The sequence below is a fragment of the Mycobacterium kyogaense genome (assembly GCF_003254575.1).
Lineage (GTDB): Bacteria > Actinomycetota > Actinomycetes > Mycobacteriales > Mycobacteriaceae > Mycobacterium > Mycobacterium kyogaense.
Genome location: NZ_QJUA01000004.1, coordinates 100,973 through 116,784, shown reverse-complemented (window position 1 = coordinate 116,784; position 15,812 = coordinate 100,973). Strand labels below are relative to the sequence as shown.

The window sequence follows — 15,812 nt, the reverse complement described above, 5'->3', positions numbered from 1 at the left end:
CATCGGCACGCTCGTGCGGTCAGTTCGACTCGACGCTGTCGAACAGCGAGTCCAGCAGGCTGTCCTCGTCGTCATCGTCGTCGGCCGCGGCATCGTCGCCACCGGCGTCGGGGTTCAGCTGCTGCGCCAGATAGCCCGCGAAGCTGTCGATCGTCGGATGGTTGAACAGCATCGTCGCCGACAACTCCAGCCCGACCAGCCGCTCGATCTCCCGGCGGATCGACATCGCCATCACCGAGTTCAGCCCCATCTCGGCGAACGGCCGATCCGTCAGCACGTCGCTCTCCGGCAGCCGCAGCTCGGTGGCGAGGATGCCGCGCAGCCCGTCGCGCAGCTCGGCGAGCAACTCGTCGCGGTCCAGCGCCGCCCAGTTCCGCGTCGGCGCGGCCGGGCGGTCTGCGGTGACCGCGGCCGCATCCTGCGCCGAGTCCATCGGGGCCATCACGACCTGGTCGATGTCGAACCGGGTGACGTGGTCCCACGCCGCGAACGCCTCGCCGGCTGCGACGGGACGCGAGCCCACCCGCTCCAGTTCGGACACCACGACCTGCGCCTCGCTGCCGAACCCGAGGCCGCGCCAGGCGACCCAGTCCAGGCTGACCGTGTTGTCGCCCTGGGCGTGCCGGGCGCGGGCCAGCGCGTCGAGGTAGGCGTTGCCCGCGGCGTAGGCGCCCTGACCCGGGATACCGAACACCGCACCCGCCGAGGCGGCCAGGTACAGGAAGTCGAGAGCCTGGGGTGGGAAGAGATCCGCGAGCACCTGGGCGCCGGCGATCTTCGGCCACACCGTGCGGTGCACGCGCTCGGGTGCCAGCTCGGTGAGCAGCTGCGCCTCGGTCATACCGGCGGCGTGGATGACGCCGCGGATCGGCGGCGCGCCGTCGGCGTCGCGGCGATCCAGCACCGCGGCCACCGCATCGCGATCGGCGATGTCGACTGCGACGGTGTCGACGCTGACTCCACGCAGCTCCAGCGCTCGGATCGCGTCGATCTTGTGCCGCAGGTCGGGCTCGGTGGCCTCAGCCCACTCACGTCGTGGCGGTAGCGCGGTGCGGCCGGCCAGCACGATGCGGCGGGCACCCCGGTCGGCGAGCCAGTCGGCCATCAGCAGACCCAGCGCGCCCATACCGCCCGTGATCAGGTAGGCGGCGTCGGGCCGGCAGTGCAGCGCCGCACGTGTCGGCGGTTCGGCGATCTCGGCCAGCGTCGGGGTCAGCAGAGCGCCGTCGCGCCATACGGCCACGGACTTGACCGGGCTGGAGATCAGCCCCGTCAGCGCACTGGCGTCGGTGTCGGCGTCGGGCATGTCGATCAGACCGCCCCACAGCTGCGGCTGCTCGGCGCCGATGACACCGGCCAGCCCCCACAGTGGGCTCTGACGCAGCGCCGACTCGGTGGCCGACTCGAAGACACCGTGCGTGATCAGCCACAGCGTCGCGGGGTTGCGCGGCTCCCGGTCGGCGAGCTCGGCGACGAGCTCCCCCACCTCGGTGGTGAGCCGGACAGCCGTCTCCTGCGCGGACGGCCCGTCGGAGTCGGCGACGAACACGACCGTGCGGGCTTGCGCGACATCAGCCCCGGAGTGTGTGTCGGAACCGACGGTCCGGCGCAGTGCTGCGGCGAGGGCGCCGGAGCCGACGACGGCGACCGGCCCCGTGTCGGTGCCCGCCGACTCGGTGGTCACGGGCTGCCAATCGAGCCGGTGTGCGATGCGACGCGGTTCGGCGGCCGGGGCCGCCTCGTCGACGTCGACGGCGGTGTAGCGGATGCCGCGCAGATCGGCGACGACGGTGCCGCCCTCGGATTCGACGGACAGGTCGACGACGAGGTCGTCGCCGGTGCGGCCGCGGTGGCGGGTCACGACGGTGCCGAGGCCCGCGTGGGAGTCGCCGACGAGGACGTACTCGATCGCGGCAGGCACCAGCAGACCGGGCGTGGACGCGTCGACCAGGCGCCCCAGGTTGACGGCGGCATCCAGCGCTGCGGCCAGCGGCGCCTCGGGAGCGTCGGCGAACGTCACCTCGGTGCGCGCTTCACCGCGTACCTGAGCGTGTCCGCTGACCGTCCAGGGGTACGCCAGCCCGTCGATCCCCCACGCGTGGTGGAGTTCGGCCAGTGCGGTGGGGTCGTACCCCGCCACATCGGAGTCGGCCGGTTCGGCGGGACCGATCGTGTCCCGGTGGATCCGCGCGCTGACATGTCGGACCCAGCTACTGGCCCGAGTGTCGTCCCCGGTGGCCGACGAGATCGTCACGACGTCCGCGTCGGCGTAGACCTGCACCACGCGGGGTGAATCGAGGGCGATCGGGAACTCGAAGCGCACGTCGGCGAGCGCGGCGGCACCCGTCTGCTCGGCGGCCAGCGCGAGCGTGTGGAGCAACACCGACAGCGGCACGATCTCCACGCCCGCGAACCGGTGCGGGGCCGGGTACGGCCGGGCCTGCGGCGTCAGCCGGGCCTGCCACAGATGTCCGGGCTGCGGACCGGCGACGGCGGTGTGGCCGCCCAGCACGGTGCCCGGGCGGGGTGCGGTGGCACCGGAGGACGACGGTTTCCGGATCGCCCAGTGCCGGGTGCGGTGCCACGGTGTGGTCGGCAGCGCGACCCGCGCACCGCCAGGATGGGCGGGATGCTCCGTCTCGGGGGGATGCGTGGTGTGGGTGGCGTTCAGAGCGGTGTGGAACGACACCGCGTCGTCGCCGTCGCGCACCAGCGTGCCCAGCGCGTGATGGTGCCCGGTGGTGAGCGTGTCGGCGATCGCGTAGGTCAGGATCGGATTGGGGCTGATCTCGACGAACGTGCCGATCTCCTGCGCGGCCGCCTCGATCGCCCGGCTGAACTGCACCGGCTGGCGCACATTGGCCACCCAGTAGTCGGCGTCGAGCGTCGGATCCTCGGCATCGACAACGGTGGACAGGAACGGGATCGACGGGGTGCGCGGGGTGATGCCGGCGAATGCCTCGCGCAGATCCGGCAGCACCGGGTCCATCAGCGCGGTGTGGGAGGCGACCTCCATGTTGACGCGGCGGGCGAACCGGTCCTGCGCGCCGACGGCGGCGATCACCGCATCGACCTCGTCGGGCAGGCCCGCGACGACCGTCTGACGCGGCGACACGAAGCCGGCGATCTCGACGCTCGGATGATCGGCGATCAGCGTCTGGGCCGCATCGGGATCGAGTTCCACGAGTGCGACGGCGCCCTGGCCGGCGAGCCGGGACATGATCGACGAGCGGGCCGCGATCACCGTCAGACCATCGGCCAGACTCAACGCGCCCGCGACCACGGCCGCGGTGACCTCGCCCATCGAGTGCCCGATCACCGCATCCGGATGCACGCCGTAGGACCCCCACAGCTCGGTCAACGCCAGCTGCAGACCCATCAGCACCGGCTGCACCTCGGCGTCTCCGCTGACCGCACGGCCCTCGGCGATCACCTCGTGCAGCGAGAAACCGACCTTCTCCACGAACACCGGCTCGATCTCGGCCACCGCCGCGGCGAACGCCGGCTCATCGGCCAGCAGCTGCCGACCCATCCCGGCCCACTGCGACCCCTGACCCGAATACACGAACACCCGGCCCGGCGTGCAGGCCCCGACATGGGGGCCGACGACGCCGGGGGCGGATTGGCCCGTGGCCAGCGCCTGCAGACCTGCAATGGCCTGCGCCTGGTCGCGGGCGGCCACGGTCGCGAACTTGTTGTGATGGGAGCGGTGATGGTTGAGCGCGTGCGCGACCTCGGCCAGTGACGTCTCTGCGCCGGCGCCGGCCATCCAGTCGGCCAGCATCCCCGCCTGCGCGGCGACGCGGTCCGGCGTGCGGCCGGTCACGACGAGCGTGGTCACGGCCGGGTCGGGCTCGGAGGCGGGCTCGGACGCGGGTGCCGCCGCCGCCCGGGGCGCCTCCTCGATGACGACGTGCGCGTTGGTGCCGCCGAAACCGAACGACGAGATCCCGGCCCGGCGCGGCCGCGCGGCCGGCGCCCAGTCGGTGGGCTCGGCGACGACCCGCAGGCGCAGATTCTCGAACGGGATGTGCGGGTTCGGGGTTCGATAGCCGAGGTTGGCCGGAATCACGTTGTGCTGCAGCGACAGCACAGCCTTGGCGAACCCGGCGATACCGGCCGCGGCCTCCAGGTGCCCGAGGTTCGACTTCACCGCGCCCAGCAGCAGCGGGCGGTCGGCGGGCCGGCCCTTGCCGAGCACGGTGCCCAGCGCGCGGGCCTCGATCGGGTCACCCAGCAGCGTGCCGGTGCCGTGCGCCTCCACGTAGTCCACCTCGCGGGGCTCGACACCCGCGGCAGCGTAGGCCGACCGCAGCACGGCCATCTGGGCGGCCGGGTTCGGTGCCATCAGCCCGTTGGACCGGCCGTCCTGGTTGACCGCCGAGCCGCGAATGACCGCCAGCACCCGGTCGCCGTCGCGCTGCGCATCCGAGAGCCGCTTGAGTACCGCCACCCCGGCGCCCTCGCCGCGCACGAACCCGTCCGCGGAGGCGTCGAACGCATGGCACTGCCCGGTCTTCGACATGGCCTCGAGTTGGTCGAAGCTGCGGGTCACGGCCGGCGACAGCACCATGTTCACACCCGCCGCCAGGGCGACGTCCGAATCGCCGGCGCGCAGACTCTGGCACGCCAGGTGAATCGTCACCAGCGACGACGAACAGGCGGTGTCGATGGTCATCGACGGGCCGCGCAGGTCGAAGTAGTACGACACGCGGTTGGCGATGATGGAGAGCGCGCCGCCGGTGCCGGACCACGAGTCGACATCGCCGAGGTCGGTGGTCGACAGGTAGCCGTACTCCCCCAGACACGCCGCCGCGAAGACCCCGGTCTGGGTGTGCCGCAGGCTGTGGGCCGGGATACCGGCGTGCTCGAGCGCCTCGTGGGTGACCTCGAGCAGCAGCCGCTGCTGGGGGTCCATCTTGTCGGCTTCGCTCGGGGAGATCTCGAAGAACTCGGCGTCGAACGCGTCGACGTCACGCAGGAACGATCCCCACCGGGTGGTGCCGGCCAGTGCTGCGGCCGCCTCGGGCGAGTCGATCCGGAACGATTCCCAGCGGTCGGCGGGCACCTCGCGCACGGCGGACCGGCCCTCGGTCAGGAACTCCCAGAACTGCTCGGGTCCCTCGATGTTGCCGTCCGCGTCGGCCCCGCCGGGGAGCCGCAGCCCCAGACCGATCACGGCGATCGCGTCGTCGTGGTCGGCCCGGCCACTGTCCCGGACGGCGGCCATCGCACCGGCGGCACCGTCGAGCGGATCGACCTCGCCGCCGGTCAGGAACTTCGCCAGCGCGTTGATCGTCGGGTACTGCCAGAACTCGACCGGCGACACGGTGCGACCCAGCAGTTCGGACAGCTCACCGGTCAGCACGACGGCGTCACTGGACCCGACGGCGAGGTCGTTCAGCGGAGCATCGAGATCGATTTCGTCAGGGCTGCATCCGATGTTGGTGACCAGGTAGTCGACCAACCAGTGCCGGAGTGCATCCTCGTCGAAAGCAGAGGTCATGTAGTGACGTCCAACCGGCTGAACTCGTCGGAGCGATAGCGGTCCACGCAGGCCGAGCGCCGGATCTTGCCACTGGTGGTGATCGGGATGGATCCGGGAGCGACGAGAACCAGATCGGACACCCGCACGCTGTGGGTCTTCTTGATCGCCGAGGCGACCTCACGCTTGACGGCCTTGAGCTTGTCCAGCGCTTCGGCCTCCGAGGTGCCCTTCTTCTTCAGCTCGACCACGGCGACCAGCTGCTCGCTGGTGTCGTCGAGAACCGAGATCGCAGCGACGCGGCCGCCGGTGATCTCCTGGATGGTGGCCTCGATGTCGTCCGGGTAGTGATTGCGGCCGTCGACGATCAGCATGTCCTTGATGCGGCCGATGATGAACATCTCGCCCTCACTCATCACGCCGAGGTCGCCGGTGCGCAGCCACGGACCGACGGGCGTGCCCTCCGACGGGTTGACGAGCTGACCGTTGAAGGTGCGCTCGGTCTTCTGCGGGTCCCGCCAGTAGCCCATCGCGACCTGTGCGCCGTGGATCCAGATCTCACCGACCTTGCCGTCGGGGTTCTCGACACACGTCTCCGGATCGACGATGCGCATGGTCGACGACCGCGGTGCGCCGTAGGTGACCAGCTCGGTGCCGGACTCGGTGCCGCAGCGCTCGGCGTGACCGGCGGCCAGCTTCTCGTAGTCGAAGCGCACGGTCGACGGGGTGTGGCCCATCGGCGCCGAGATCACGTACAGGGTGGCCTCGGCGAGACCGTAGGACGGCAGCACTGTCGTCGTGGGCATGCCGAACTTGGTGAACCGCTCGTTGAAGCGACGGATGGTCGCCGAGTGGATGCGCTCGCTGCCGCTGATGATGCCCAGCACCCCGCTGAGGTCCATGCCCTCGAGGTCGGCGTCGGTGGTGCGCCGCACCGACAGCTCGAAGGCGAAGTTCGGCGCGGCCGACCAGGCGCAGCTGTTCAGTGCGAGCTGCTGGATCCAGCGGGCCGGCTTCTGCAGGAACGCGACCGGGCTCATCACGATCGCGGGGCGGCCGTGCAGCTTCCCGCCGTCGTCCTCGTTCGGGGTCAGCAGCGAGGCGAAGACACCCTGGATGAGGCCCATGTCGTGGTAGAAGGGCAGCCAGGACACCATCGTGATGTCGCGGGGCGGCACGCCGTTGCGGTGCTCCATGTAGTCGTCGAACACCTGCTTGACGTTCGCGATCACGTTCTGGTGGGTCATGATCACGCCGGCGGGCGCCCGGGTGGAGCCCGAGGTGTACTGCAGGTAGGCGTTCTTGGGCAGCGGGCCGACGTTGACCTCGGGGGTCACCGGCGAATCGAGGTCCAGCGCGTCGACCTCGATGACGGCCGGCGGGTTGCCGCCGGGCAGGTTGCCCACGTAGTTGAGGATCTCGCCGACGACGGCGGAGGTGGTGAGCACAGCGGTGGGCTGGCAGTCGCGCAGCGCGCCGTTGACGCGCTCATCGAGCTGACCCATCGCCGGCACCGGCAGCGGCACCGCGATCATCCCGGCGGCCATCGCGCCGTAGAAGGCGACGATGTACTCCAGCCCCTGGGGGGCGAGGATGGCCGCGCGGTCGCCCTTGCTCCCGTGGCGCAGCAGCTCCGCGGCGACGACCTGCACCCGATGGTGGACCTGCGACCACGTCAGGGTTTCGGCGAACCCGTTGGGGTCGATGTCGAAGTCGAGGAAGGTGTACGCCGGGTCATCGGGCTGCTGCCGAGCGCGCTCGGCGAGGAGGCCAGGAATGGTCGACTCAAGCAAAGGCATGGCGACGTCCTTTCATCGTAAAGATCCTGCGTCCCGGCCCCATTGCCGTGTGGCAAACCGGACGCCAGCTCGTGGCCGCGCATCCCCCGCTTGGCCGAAGGCTAACACCGACCCGTCACAAATGTCGTGTAATCCGACCAAGGATTAGACCACGAAGTGCTTGCCAGAGGGAAGTTGCGCCATTGGCCGCCATTTCGCCCGGAATGCGCGTCGCCGACGGCCGATTTTATTCCCCGGGCAACCTCGACGATTTTGCCAGCTCGGCAAACGTCCACCTCACCAACGGGTGACCGGTTGCTCAACCGAGGCACGGTCCGGTATGCGAAGCAGCCGCCGTGGCAGCGCAATGCCATGCTCCGTTCGCTTTGACGCGTCCGTAAACGATTTGCGGAATCTGCACGTTCACGTCGAGTACCGTCCTGACTCTGCAGTAAGAAGCAGGTCCGGCCAGCCGCACGGGGGCGATCCGCATTTTCCGCACCGACCGACCTGATGTGCTCCGCGACCCGCCGCCGGCAGCCCTCTCGAACACGGGTGTGGCGAAAGCCACACGGCTGCGACCAGGCTATCCGGCGATCCTGGCCTGGATCTTCGCCTCGATGTCGGGCACCACGACGCCGAGCTGCTCGTTGAGATAGAAGTGATGGCCGGGCAACTCGCGTGCGGAGAACTCGGCGCGGGTGCGGTCCGCCCACGGCGCGACCTTCTGCGCGGTCGCGATCTCGTCCTCGTCGCCGAAGTACGCATGGATCGGGCCGGTCAGCGTCACCTCCGGCGGGCAGCTGTACGACGCGATCGCCTTGAGGCCCCGCAGCGTCGGCAGGATCGCGGCCGCGAACTCGGGGTTCTTCATGAACTCCGGGTTGGCCCCCGTCATCGTGCTCACCGCACCCAGCAGGCCCTCGTCGTCGTCGGGAATGTCCTCGTAACCGACATGCCCCGGCGCGGCGACGGCGGACACGAACAGACCGCTGATCGGCCGGCCGGCCGCCTCGAACCGGCGCGCCACCTCGAAGGCCAGCAGTCCGCCCATGCTGTGGCCGAAGAAGAACACCGGTCCCCCGTGGTCCTTCTCCGGAGACACCATCGTCACGATCTCGTCGGCGAGGGCCGGCAGACTCGTGAACGACGCGAAGTCCTGCTTGCCGCGCTGTCCCGGGTACTGCACCGCGGTCCGCTTGACGTCCATCGTGAACGTCTTCGCGAACGGCACGTAGTACTGCGCGGACCCGCCGGCGTGCGGAAAGATGAACAACCTGGGCTGCGTCACCGGGACACCTTAACGACTAGCTGAACACCTCAGGCGAAAGCCTCCACGGGCGGGCACGAGCACACTAGGTTCCGATCGCCGTACGCACCGTCGATGCGTCGCACCGGCGGCCACACCTTCGGCCGGAACCCGTGCCCCAGCGGATAGGCCGCCTGCTCCCGGGTGTACGGGTGCTGCCAGTCGTCGACCAGCAGGCTCTGCGCGGTGTGCGGGGCGCCGCGCAGCGGGTTGTCCTCAGCGGGCCACTCGCCCGAGCCCACCTTGTCGATCTCGGCACGAATAGCGATCATGGCCTCGCAGAACGCGTCCACCTCGGCCAGCGACTCGCTCTCGGTCGGCTCCACCATCAGCGTGCCCGCCACCGGGAAGCTCATCGTCGGTGCGTGGAACCCGAAGTCCGCCAGCCGCTTGGCCACGTCGTCGACAGTCACACCGGTCGCCTTCGTGATGCCGCGCAGGTCCAGGATGCATTCGTGGGCGACCATGCCGTTCTCGCCGGTGTAGAGCACCGGGTAGTACTCGTCGAGGCGTCGTGCGATGTAGTTGGCCGACGCGATCGCGACCAGCGTCGCCGAGCGCAGCCCGCGGGCCCCCATCATCCGGATGTAGGCCCACGTGATCGGCAGGATCGATGCCGAACCGTAGGGCGCCGCGGACACGGTGTAGTCCTCGCCGAGCTCGGAGGCCAGCGGGTGCCCGGGCAGGTACGGCGCGAGATGCGCGCGCACCGCCACCGGGCCCACGCCGGGACCGCCGCCGCCGTGCGGGATGCAGAACGTCTTGTGCAGGTTGAGGTGGCTGACGTCGCCGCCGAACTTGCCGGGCCGGGCCAGCCCGACGAGCGCATTGAGGTTCGCGCCGTCGACGTAGACCTGGCCGCCGGCGTCGTGCACCGCGGCGCAGATGTCGGCGACGTCGTGCTCGTAGACGCCGTGCGTGGACGGGTAGGTGATCATCAGCGCCGACAGGTGCTCGGCGTGCTGGGTGATCTTGGCACGCAGATCGTCGAGGTCGACGTCACCGTTCTCGCGGCAGGCGACGACGACGACCTTCATGCCGGCCAGCGCCGCCGATGCGGCGTTGGTGCCGTGGGCGCTCGACGGGATCAGGCACACGTTGCGCTCGGCCTGCCCGGCGGCGATGTGGTACGCCTGGATCGCCAGCAGGCCGGCGTACTCGCCCTGCGAGCCGGCATTGGGCTGCAGTGAGATCTCGTCGTATCCGGTGATCCCGGTCAACCACGCCTGCAGGTCGGCGATCAGGCGGCGCAGCCCCGGGGTGTCCGACGCCGGGGCGAACGGGTGCTGGCGGCCGAACTCCGGCCACGTGATCGGCTCCATCTCGGCGGCCGCGTTCAGCTTCATCGTGCAGGAACCCAGCGGGATCATGCTGCGGTCCAGCGCGATGTCCTTGTCGGCCAGCGAGCGCAGGTACCGCATCATCGCGGTCTCGGTGCGGTAGGAGGTGAACGCCGGGTGGGTCAGGAAATCGGTGGTGCGGTTCGCGATGTCTTCTCCCGCCAGAGCGGCCGGCACCGCGGTGGCACCACCGGAGAATGCGGCGAGCACGTCGGCCACGTGCGCCTCCGTGGTGACCTCGTCACAGGCCACCGACACGTGGTCGGCGTCGACGGACCACAGGTTGATGCCCCGGCGTTTCGCGGCGTCGACGACCTCGCCGGCGCGGCCGGGCACCCGGGCCAGCACGGTGTCGAAGAACGCGGGATGGACGACGTCGACCCCGGCCTCGGCCAGACCGCCGGCCACCGCGCGGGCCCGATCGTGCACGCGCGCCGCGATCGCGCGCAGCCCGTCGGCGCCGTGATAGCTCGCGTACATCGCGGCCATCACGGCGAGCAGCACCTGTGCGGTGCAGATGTTGCTGGTGGCCTTGTCGCGGCGGATGTGCTGCTCACGGGTCTGCAGAGCCAGGCGGTAGGCCGGCGCCCCGTCGGCGTCCACCGAGACCCCGACCAGCCGGCCGGGCAGCTGCCGCGCGTGCTGCGCGTGCACGGCCAGATAGCCGGCGTGTGGGCCGCCGAAGCCCATCGGCACGCCGAAGCGCTGGGTGGTGCCGAACGCGACGTCAGCGCCGATCTCCCCCGGCGGGGCGACCAGCGTCAGCGCCAGCAGGTCCGCGCCGACGGCGACGAGCGCGCCGCGTTCGTGCGCCTCGGTGACCAGCGGGCTCCAGTCGTGCACGACACCGCTGGCGCCGGGCAGCTGCACGATCACGCCGAAGAAGTCCCCCTCGGGCAGACCGTCACGCAGGTCGGCGGTCACGATCTCGATGCCCAGCGGCTGCGCACGCGTCGAGAGCACCGCGGCGGTCTGGGCGTACACGTCGACATCGACGGCGAGCCGGCGGCCGGAGCCGCGCACGGCGCGCTGCATCAGCGTCATCGCCTCGGCCGCGGCGGTGGCCTCGTCGAGCATCGAGGCGTTGGCGACCTCCAGCGCGGTCAGGTCGGTCACCATCGTCTGGAAGTTCAGCAGCGCCTCGAGACGGCCCTGGCTGATCTCCGGCTGGTACGGGGTGTACGCGGTGTACCAGGCCGGGTTCTCCAGGATGTTGCGCAGCAGCACCGGCGGGGTCAGCGTGTCGTAGTAGCCCTGGCCGATCATGGACACCGCGACGGTGTTCTCCTCGGCCAGCGCGCGCAGTTCGGCCAGCGCCTCGGCTTCGGTGGCCGCGGGCGGCAGATGGTCGAGGCCGGGCGCGATCCCGTCGCCGGCCGCATCGAGGATGCCGGCGGGCAGCGCCTTGGCGGCGAGCTCGTCGAGAGAGGAGACGCCGATGGTCTCCAGCAGCGTGGCGACCGCGGCGGCGTCGGGGCCGATGTGGCGGTCGACGAAGGTGAGTTCGCGGGGGGCGGGCTTGTTCGACACTGGGTCAGACACGAGGGTCTCCCGACGTTCGGGCGCGAGGCGCGCAGGGCTGCGGCGCCTCCCCCTCTGTCGTCCGCCCGGTCCGGGCTGCCTGAGAGATTCGGCGGCCGACCGCGGTGATCACGGACGGGCTGCCTTTCCCCATGGGCGGGTGCGATGCACCGCTTTCCAGAGGCATCGGGGCCTGACGCGGTCCGGGGGCCTGAGAGGTTGACGGAGAGGTGTTGCTCCTTCGGCGCCCGTGGCTGGCGGCCACGGATCTCTCCCGCGTGAGGGCGATGCGCAGCCGAGTCTACCGGCCGCCGTGCGCAGGTGCGCTGTCAGCCGATCTTGCGGTCGCGATGCTTGCGCCGTGAGGCGAGCTCGTCCTCGGGTGCGGAGATCGATTCCCCGCCGTCGGCGCGTTCGCCGGGGAAATCGGCGATCGCGCCCGTCAGCTCCCGCATCGCGCCGGAGACCGCGATACCGAACACGCCCTGACCGCCCTGGAGCAGGTCGACCACTTCTTCGGCGGAGGTGCACTCGTAGACCGTGGTGCCGTCGGAGAACAGGGTGATGTTGGCGAGATCGGACACGCCGCGCTGGCGCAGATGGTCGACGGCGACGCGGATGTTGTGCAGGGAGATGCCGGTGTCGAGCAGCCGCTTGACGATCTTGAGGACCAGGATGTCCTTGAAGGAGTACAGCCGCTGGCTCCCGGAGCCCGCCGCGCCGCGGATCGAGGGCACCACCAGCGAGGTGCGCGCCCAGTAGTCGAGCTGGCGGTAGGTGATGCCGGCGATCTGGCAGGCGCTGGGCCCGCGATAGCCGACGAGTTCGTCTGGCACGGAGTCATCGGGGAACAGGCCGGCCTGCACGGGTTCCGCGGCGACCCGGGGCAGGGTGTCCGCGGACGCGCCGGTGTTCAGGTCCAGCTGCTCCTGGCGTGGCGTGTCTCCCACGTGTCGAATCCTCTCGCCGATCGAAACTTGCGTCGTCTCGTGGGCGCACGTTATCCCAGCCCGAACCAGGTTCGAGCATACGCTTGGACGCCTGCTGTGACTGCCCGTCGGAAGCAAGTATCGCCGTCGTTTCGGCTCCTGCCGGAACACGCCGCGCGTGTCGAACACGACGAGACGCATCCGTGACCAAGAGGTCGGTTTAGGTTGCCGGCTCAGGTGGCCTTGAAGTCGTCGGGCGACACCGAGTCGAGGAACTCCTTGAACTTCTCGACCTCGTCCTCACGGACGGCGCCGGGGGCCTCGTCGTCGTTCTCGTCGGGGATCAGCAGCCCGGCCTCGGCCAGCACCGCCTCTTCGACGTAAATGGGCACACCGACGCGCAACGCGATGGCCACCGAATCCGACGGCCGCGCGGAGACCTTGATGTCGCGGTCGAAGATCAGATCCGCGTAGAAGGTGCCCTCCTGCAGATCGACGATGCGAACCTCTTTGAGCGAATGTCCCAGCGCCGCAATGACATCGCGGAACAGATCATGGGTCAGGGGGCGCGCCGGCTCGACACCCTGCTGTTCCAGTGCGATCGCGGCGGCTTCGGACTGGCCGATCCAGATCGGCAGATAGCGGTCACCGGCGGCCTCGCGGAGCAACAACACGGGCTGGTTCTGCGGCTGCTCCACACGGATTCCGACCACGCGAACCTCGCCCATCTGTGCCTACCCTCCGCACCGGTGTTGCGCTGTAGCCGCCCGGCCCGAAGGGGCCGGAGGAGACGGAAAAACCGTCACGGCGAGTCTAGTCCTCAGCGATCCAGAACGTCGCGTACGGCCGATTTGATCAGTGACGTGTGCAGCGTGATCGCAAGCGCCGCGACTTCGCGCGCGAGATCGTCCGCGCGGTCACGCGCGCCGGCCTTGCCCGCCTTCACCACGGGTCCGGCGATCTGGGCGATCAGATCGGACTGCCGGTCGGCCGCGGACCGGAAGGCGCGCAGATGACGCGGCTCCACCCCGTAATCGGCCAGCGCACGAGCGCACTGCGCGATCACCACCGAGTGTTCGTCGAAGAACGCGGTGCCCGCGCCCTTGAAGATGGGCGTGATGACCCCGGACTTCACCAGCGAGGTGAGCAGTTCGTCGCTCACCCCGGACCGCTCCAGCAGGCCGTCGCGGCTCAGCCGCGCCTGCGCGGGCGCGGCCTGCCCGCCGTCGTGGTCGGCGTCCGTCGCGCCGACGGGCACCAGGCGCGTGGCGTATGCCGACGGGCTCTGCGGCAGCTCACCGTCGGGCTGCGCGTCGAGCTGGGCCTTGATGACCTTGAGCGGCAGATAGTGGTCCCGCTGCGCGGTCAGGATGAACCGCAGCCGCGCGCAGTCGTAGGCGGTGAACCTGCGGTAGCCCGACGCCGTGCGCTGCGGCGTCACCAGCCCCTCGGCTTCCAGGAAGCGGATCTTGCTGATCGTGACGTCCGGGAAGTCGCCGCGCAGTGTGTCGAGGACGACGCCGATCGACATCCCGGGCAGGGCCTGCCCCGAGGTCTCGGGTTGGGTCATCGCTGGTCGCCGCGGTCGAGGGTGGAGTCAGTTCCGGGTCAGTCGGAGCTGCCGTCGGCGCCCTTGGGGCCGGTCAGGAACACCAGGCGGAACTTGCCGATCTGCACCTCGTCGCCGTTGGCGAGCACAGCCGAGTCGACGGGCTCCCGGTTGACGTAGGTGCCGTTGAGGCTGCCCACGTCGACGACCTGGAACTCGCCGCCCTCGAGGCGGAACTCGGCGTGCCGACGGCTCACGGTGACGTCGTCGAGGAAGATGTCGCTGTCAGGATGGCGGCCCGCCGAGGTGGTGGGCTGGTCCAGCAGGAAGCGGGAGCCGGCGTTCGGCCCGCGCTTGACGACGAGCAACGCCGACCCGACGGGCAGGCCTTCCACGCCCGAGACCGCACTCTCACCGCCGGCGGCGGGTGGAGCGTCGAGCTCGTTGAGGAAGTCGGCGCGGAACACCGATGTGGTCTCCACGGTGACTTCGTCAGAGTCGGCCCCCGAAGTGAAGTCTTTTTCCGTCACCCGCTGCTCCTCACTGGCTGCTGTGGCGATCTCCGGCCGGGACCTCCAGCGCTCTCGCCGCTGGTGTCGACCGTACCGCGCAGTGGACCCCATTGGGTCCACCACGGCCGGATCCGCTCAATGGTCGACTGCGACCCTAACAACCCTCACTCGGTCACGTGGGCGCGGTAGGCCTCCGCGTCGAGTAGGGCGCCCAGCACGTCGCTCAGCGCACCGCCCTCAGCCTGCAGTTCCACCAGCCAGCCGCCGCCGTACGGATCGGAGTTCACCAGTTGCGGATTGGCGTCCAAATCGGTGTTGACGGCAACGACTTTCGCGGTGACCGGCGCGTAGAGGTCCGACACCGACTTGGTCGACTCGACCTCACCGAACGACTCCCCCGCACTGATCTGCGCACCCACGTCCGGCAGCTGCACGAACACCACGTCGCCGAGCGCCGACTGCGCGAAATCGGTGATGCCGACGCGCACCGTGTCGTCGCCCGTCTTCGCCACCCACTCGTGCTCTTCGGTGTAGGACAGGTCGGCGGGGATCTCGGTCACAGTGCTCCTCGGCTCCTTGGTTCTCGGGTTCTCATTTGACGGGCTGAGCGTATTGGCGAGGTTTCGGTTGCCGCAAGGCGGTCACGTCGACCCGGTCGGACTGTTGTATCACCATCGATCCGCCGACGCGTTCGATGCTGTCCATCGCTCCACCTGGAATGTTCATCGCCGCGGCGAGAGTCGGCGGATCTCCAATGGCGACAATCGAATACGGCGGGTTGAGCGTGGTGGAGTCCACCACGAGTGCGCCGGCAGGGCCGACGACCCAGGTGTCGACACCGATGCGCGCGCTCGACTGGTCACCCCCGGCGCTGCCGCGGATCTCCATCGCCTCGGCGCCGGCGGCCCGCAGCTCGTTGATCACGTCGAGCATGGTCTCCGCGGCCACCCCCGACGAGGGGTCGCCGATGGTGAGCGTGACACCCGGCCCGGTCGCCGGCACGGTGCCGATCAGGATGGACAGGGCGGCCAGCCGCGCGCGGGCGTTCTCGATCGCGGCCTGGTCACTGCTGCCCGAGGCCTGCAGTTCGGCCAGCGTGCGCTGTAGGTCGGTGACTTCGCGGTTCAACGCGGCCTCGCGCTGCTGCAGCGAGTCCAGCAGCACCAGCAGGTCGGCCGGTCGGGCGGTGTCCAGGGCGTCGCCCGAATCGGTCTGCCGGACCTGGGTGGCGATCGCGATGCCCAGCACCAGGCACAGCAGGACTGCAAGCACCCCGAAGACGGAGCTGCGGGGACCGTGACGAGGGATGCGGCGCCACCTGTCCAGTCCCCCGCCGTGCGGCGGTGGCGGCATCTCGTGGCGGCCATGATGATCGGCCGGATGATCGGC

10 protein-coding genes and 2 riboswitches are annotated in these 15,812 nt (G+C 70.1%); all 10 genes read right to left on the bottom strand.

What is annotated here, in order from left to right; all coding sequences use genetic code 11:
- Nucleotides 1–19 precede the first annotated feature (19 nt).
- Complete coding sequence (locus DMB80_RS04900; RefSeq protein ID WP_111508798.1) at nucleotides 20–5,506, bottom strand: type I polyketide synthase; 5,487 nt, start codon at nucleotides 5,504–5,506, stop codon at nucleotides 20–22.
- Nucleotides 5,503–7,284 (bottom strand): AMP-binding protein, encoded by a 1,782-nt coding sequence (locus DMB80_RS04895; RefSeq protein WP_111508797.1) that lies wholly within the window; start codon nucleotides 7,282–7,284, stop codon nucleotides 5,503–5,505. The genes DMB80_RS04900 and DMB80_RS04895 overlap by 4 nt, the downstream gene beginning before the upstream one ends.
- 565 nt (nucleotides 7,285–7,849) lie before the next feature.
- Nucleotides 7,850–8,554: a thioesterase II family protein gene (locus tag DMB80_RS04890; RefSeq protein ID WP_111508796.1), complete on the bottom strand. Its 705-nt coding sequence runs from the start codon at nucleotides 8,552–8,554 to the stop codon at nucleotides 7,850–7,852.
- A gap of 29 nt (nucleotides 8,555–8,583) precedes the next feature.
- The gene (gene gcvP, locus DMB80_RS04885) at nucleotides 8,584–11,442 is read right to left on the bottom strand and encodes an aminomethyl-transferring glycine dehydrogenase (protein ID WP_111508795.1); all 2,859 of its coding nucleotides are present in this window, start codon (nucleotides 11,440–11,442) and stop codon (nucleotides 8,584–8,586) included.
- 69 nt (nucleotides 11,443–11,511) lie between these two features.
- Nucleotides 11,512–11,624: riboswitch (glycine riboswitch) on the bottom strand.
- A gap of 2 nt (nucleotides 11,625–11,626) precedes the next feature.
- Nucleotides 11,627–11,720: riboswitch (glycine riboswitch) on the bottom strand.
- A 42-nt stretch (nucleotides 11,721–11,762) separates the two neighbouring features.
- Complete coding sequence (locus tag DMB80_RS04880; RefSeq protein WP_046365292.1) at nucleotides 11,763–12,383, bottom strand: MerR family transcriptional regulator; 621 nt, start codon at nucleotides 12,381–12,383, stop codon at nucleotides 11,763–11,765.
- Between the two features lie 212 nt (nucleotides 12,384–12,595).
- On the bottom strand, nucleotides 12,596–13,090 hold the full coding sequence (locus DMB80_RS04875; RefSeq protein ID WP_046365293.1) for a bifunctional nuclease family protein: 495 nt from the start codon (nucleotides 13,088–13,090) through the stop codon (nucleotides 12,596–12,598).
- A 92-nt stretch (nucleotides 13,091–13,182) separates the two neighbouring features.
- Nucleotides 13,183–13,932, bottom strand: a complete 750-nt coding sequence (ftsR, locus tag DMB80_RS04870) for a transcriptional regulator FtsR (protein ID WP_111508794.1) — start codon at nucleotides 13,930–13,932, stop codon at nucleotides 13,183–13,185.
- A 38-nt stretch (nucleotides 13,933–13,970) separates the two neighbouring features.
- Nucleotides 13,971–14,441, bottom strand: coding sequence for a glycogen accumulation regulator GarA (gene garA, locus DMB80_RS04865; RefSeq protein ID WP_046365295.1), 471 nt, complete (start codon nucleotides 14,439–14,441; stop codon nucleotides 13,971–13,973).
- 146 nt (nucleotides 14,442–14,587) lie between these two features.
- Entirely contained in the window at nucleotides 14,588–14,983 is a 396-nt protein-coding gene (gcvH, locus tag DMB80_RS04860) for a glycine cleavage system protein GcvH (RefSeq protein WP_111508793.1), read from the bottom strand.
- 31 nt (nucleotides 14,984–15,014) lie between these two features.
- Complete coding sequence (locus tag DMB80_RS04855) at nucleotides 15,015–15,776, bottom strand: DUF881 domain-containing protein (protein WP_111508880.1); 762 nt, start codon at nucleotides 15,774–15,776, stop codon at nucleotides 15,015–15,017.
- Nucleotides 15,777–15,812: the final 36 nt, after the last annotated feature.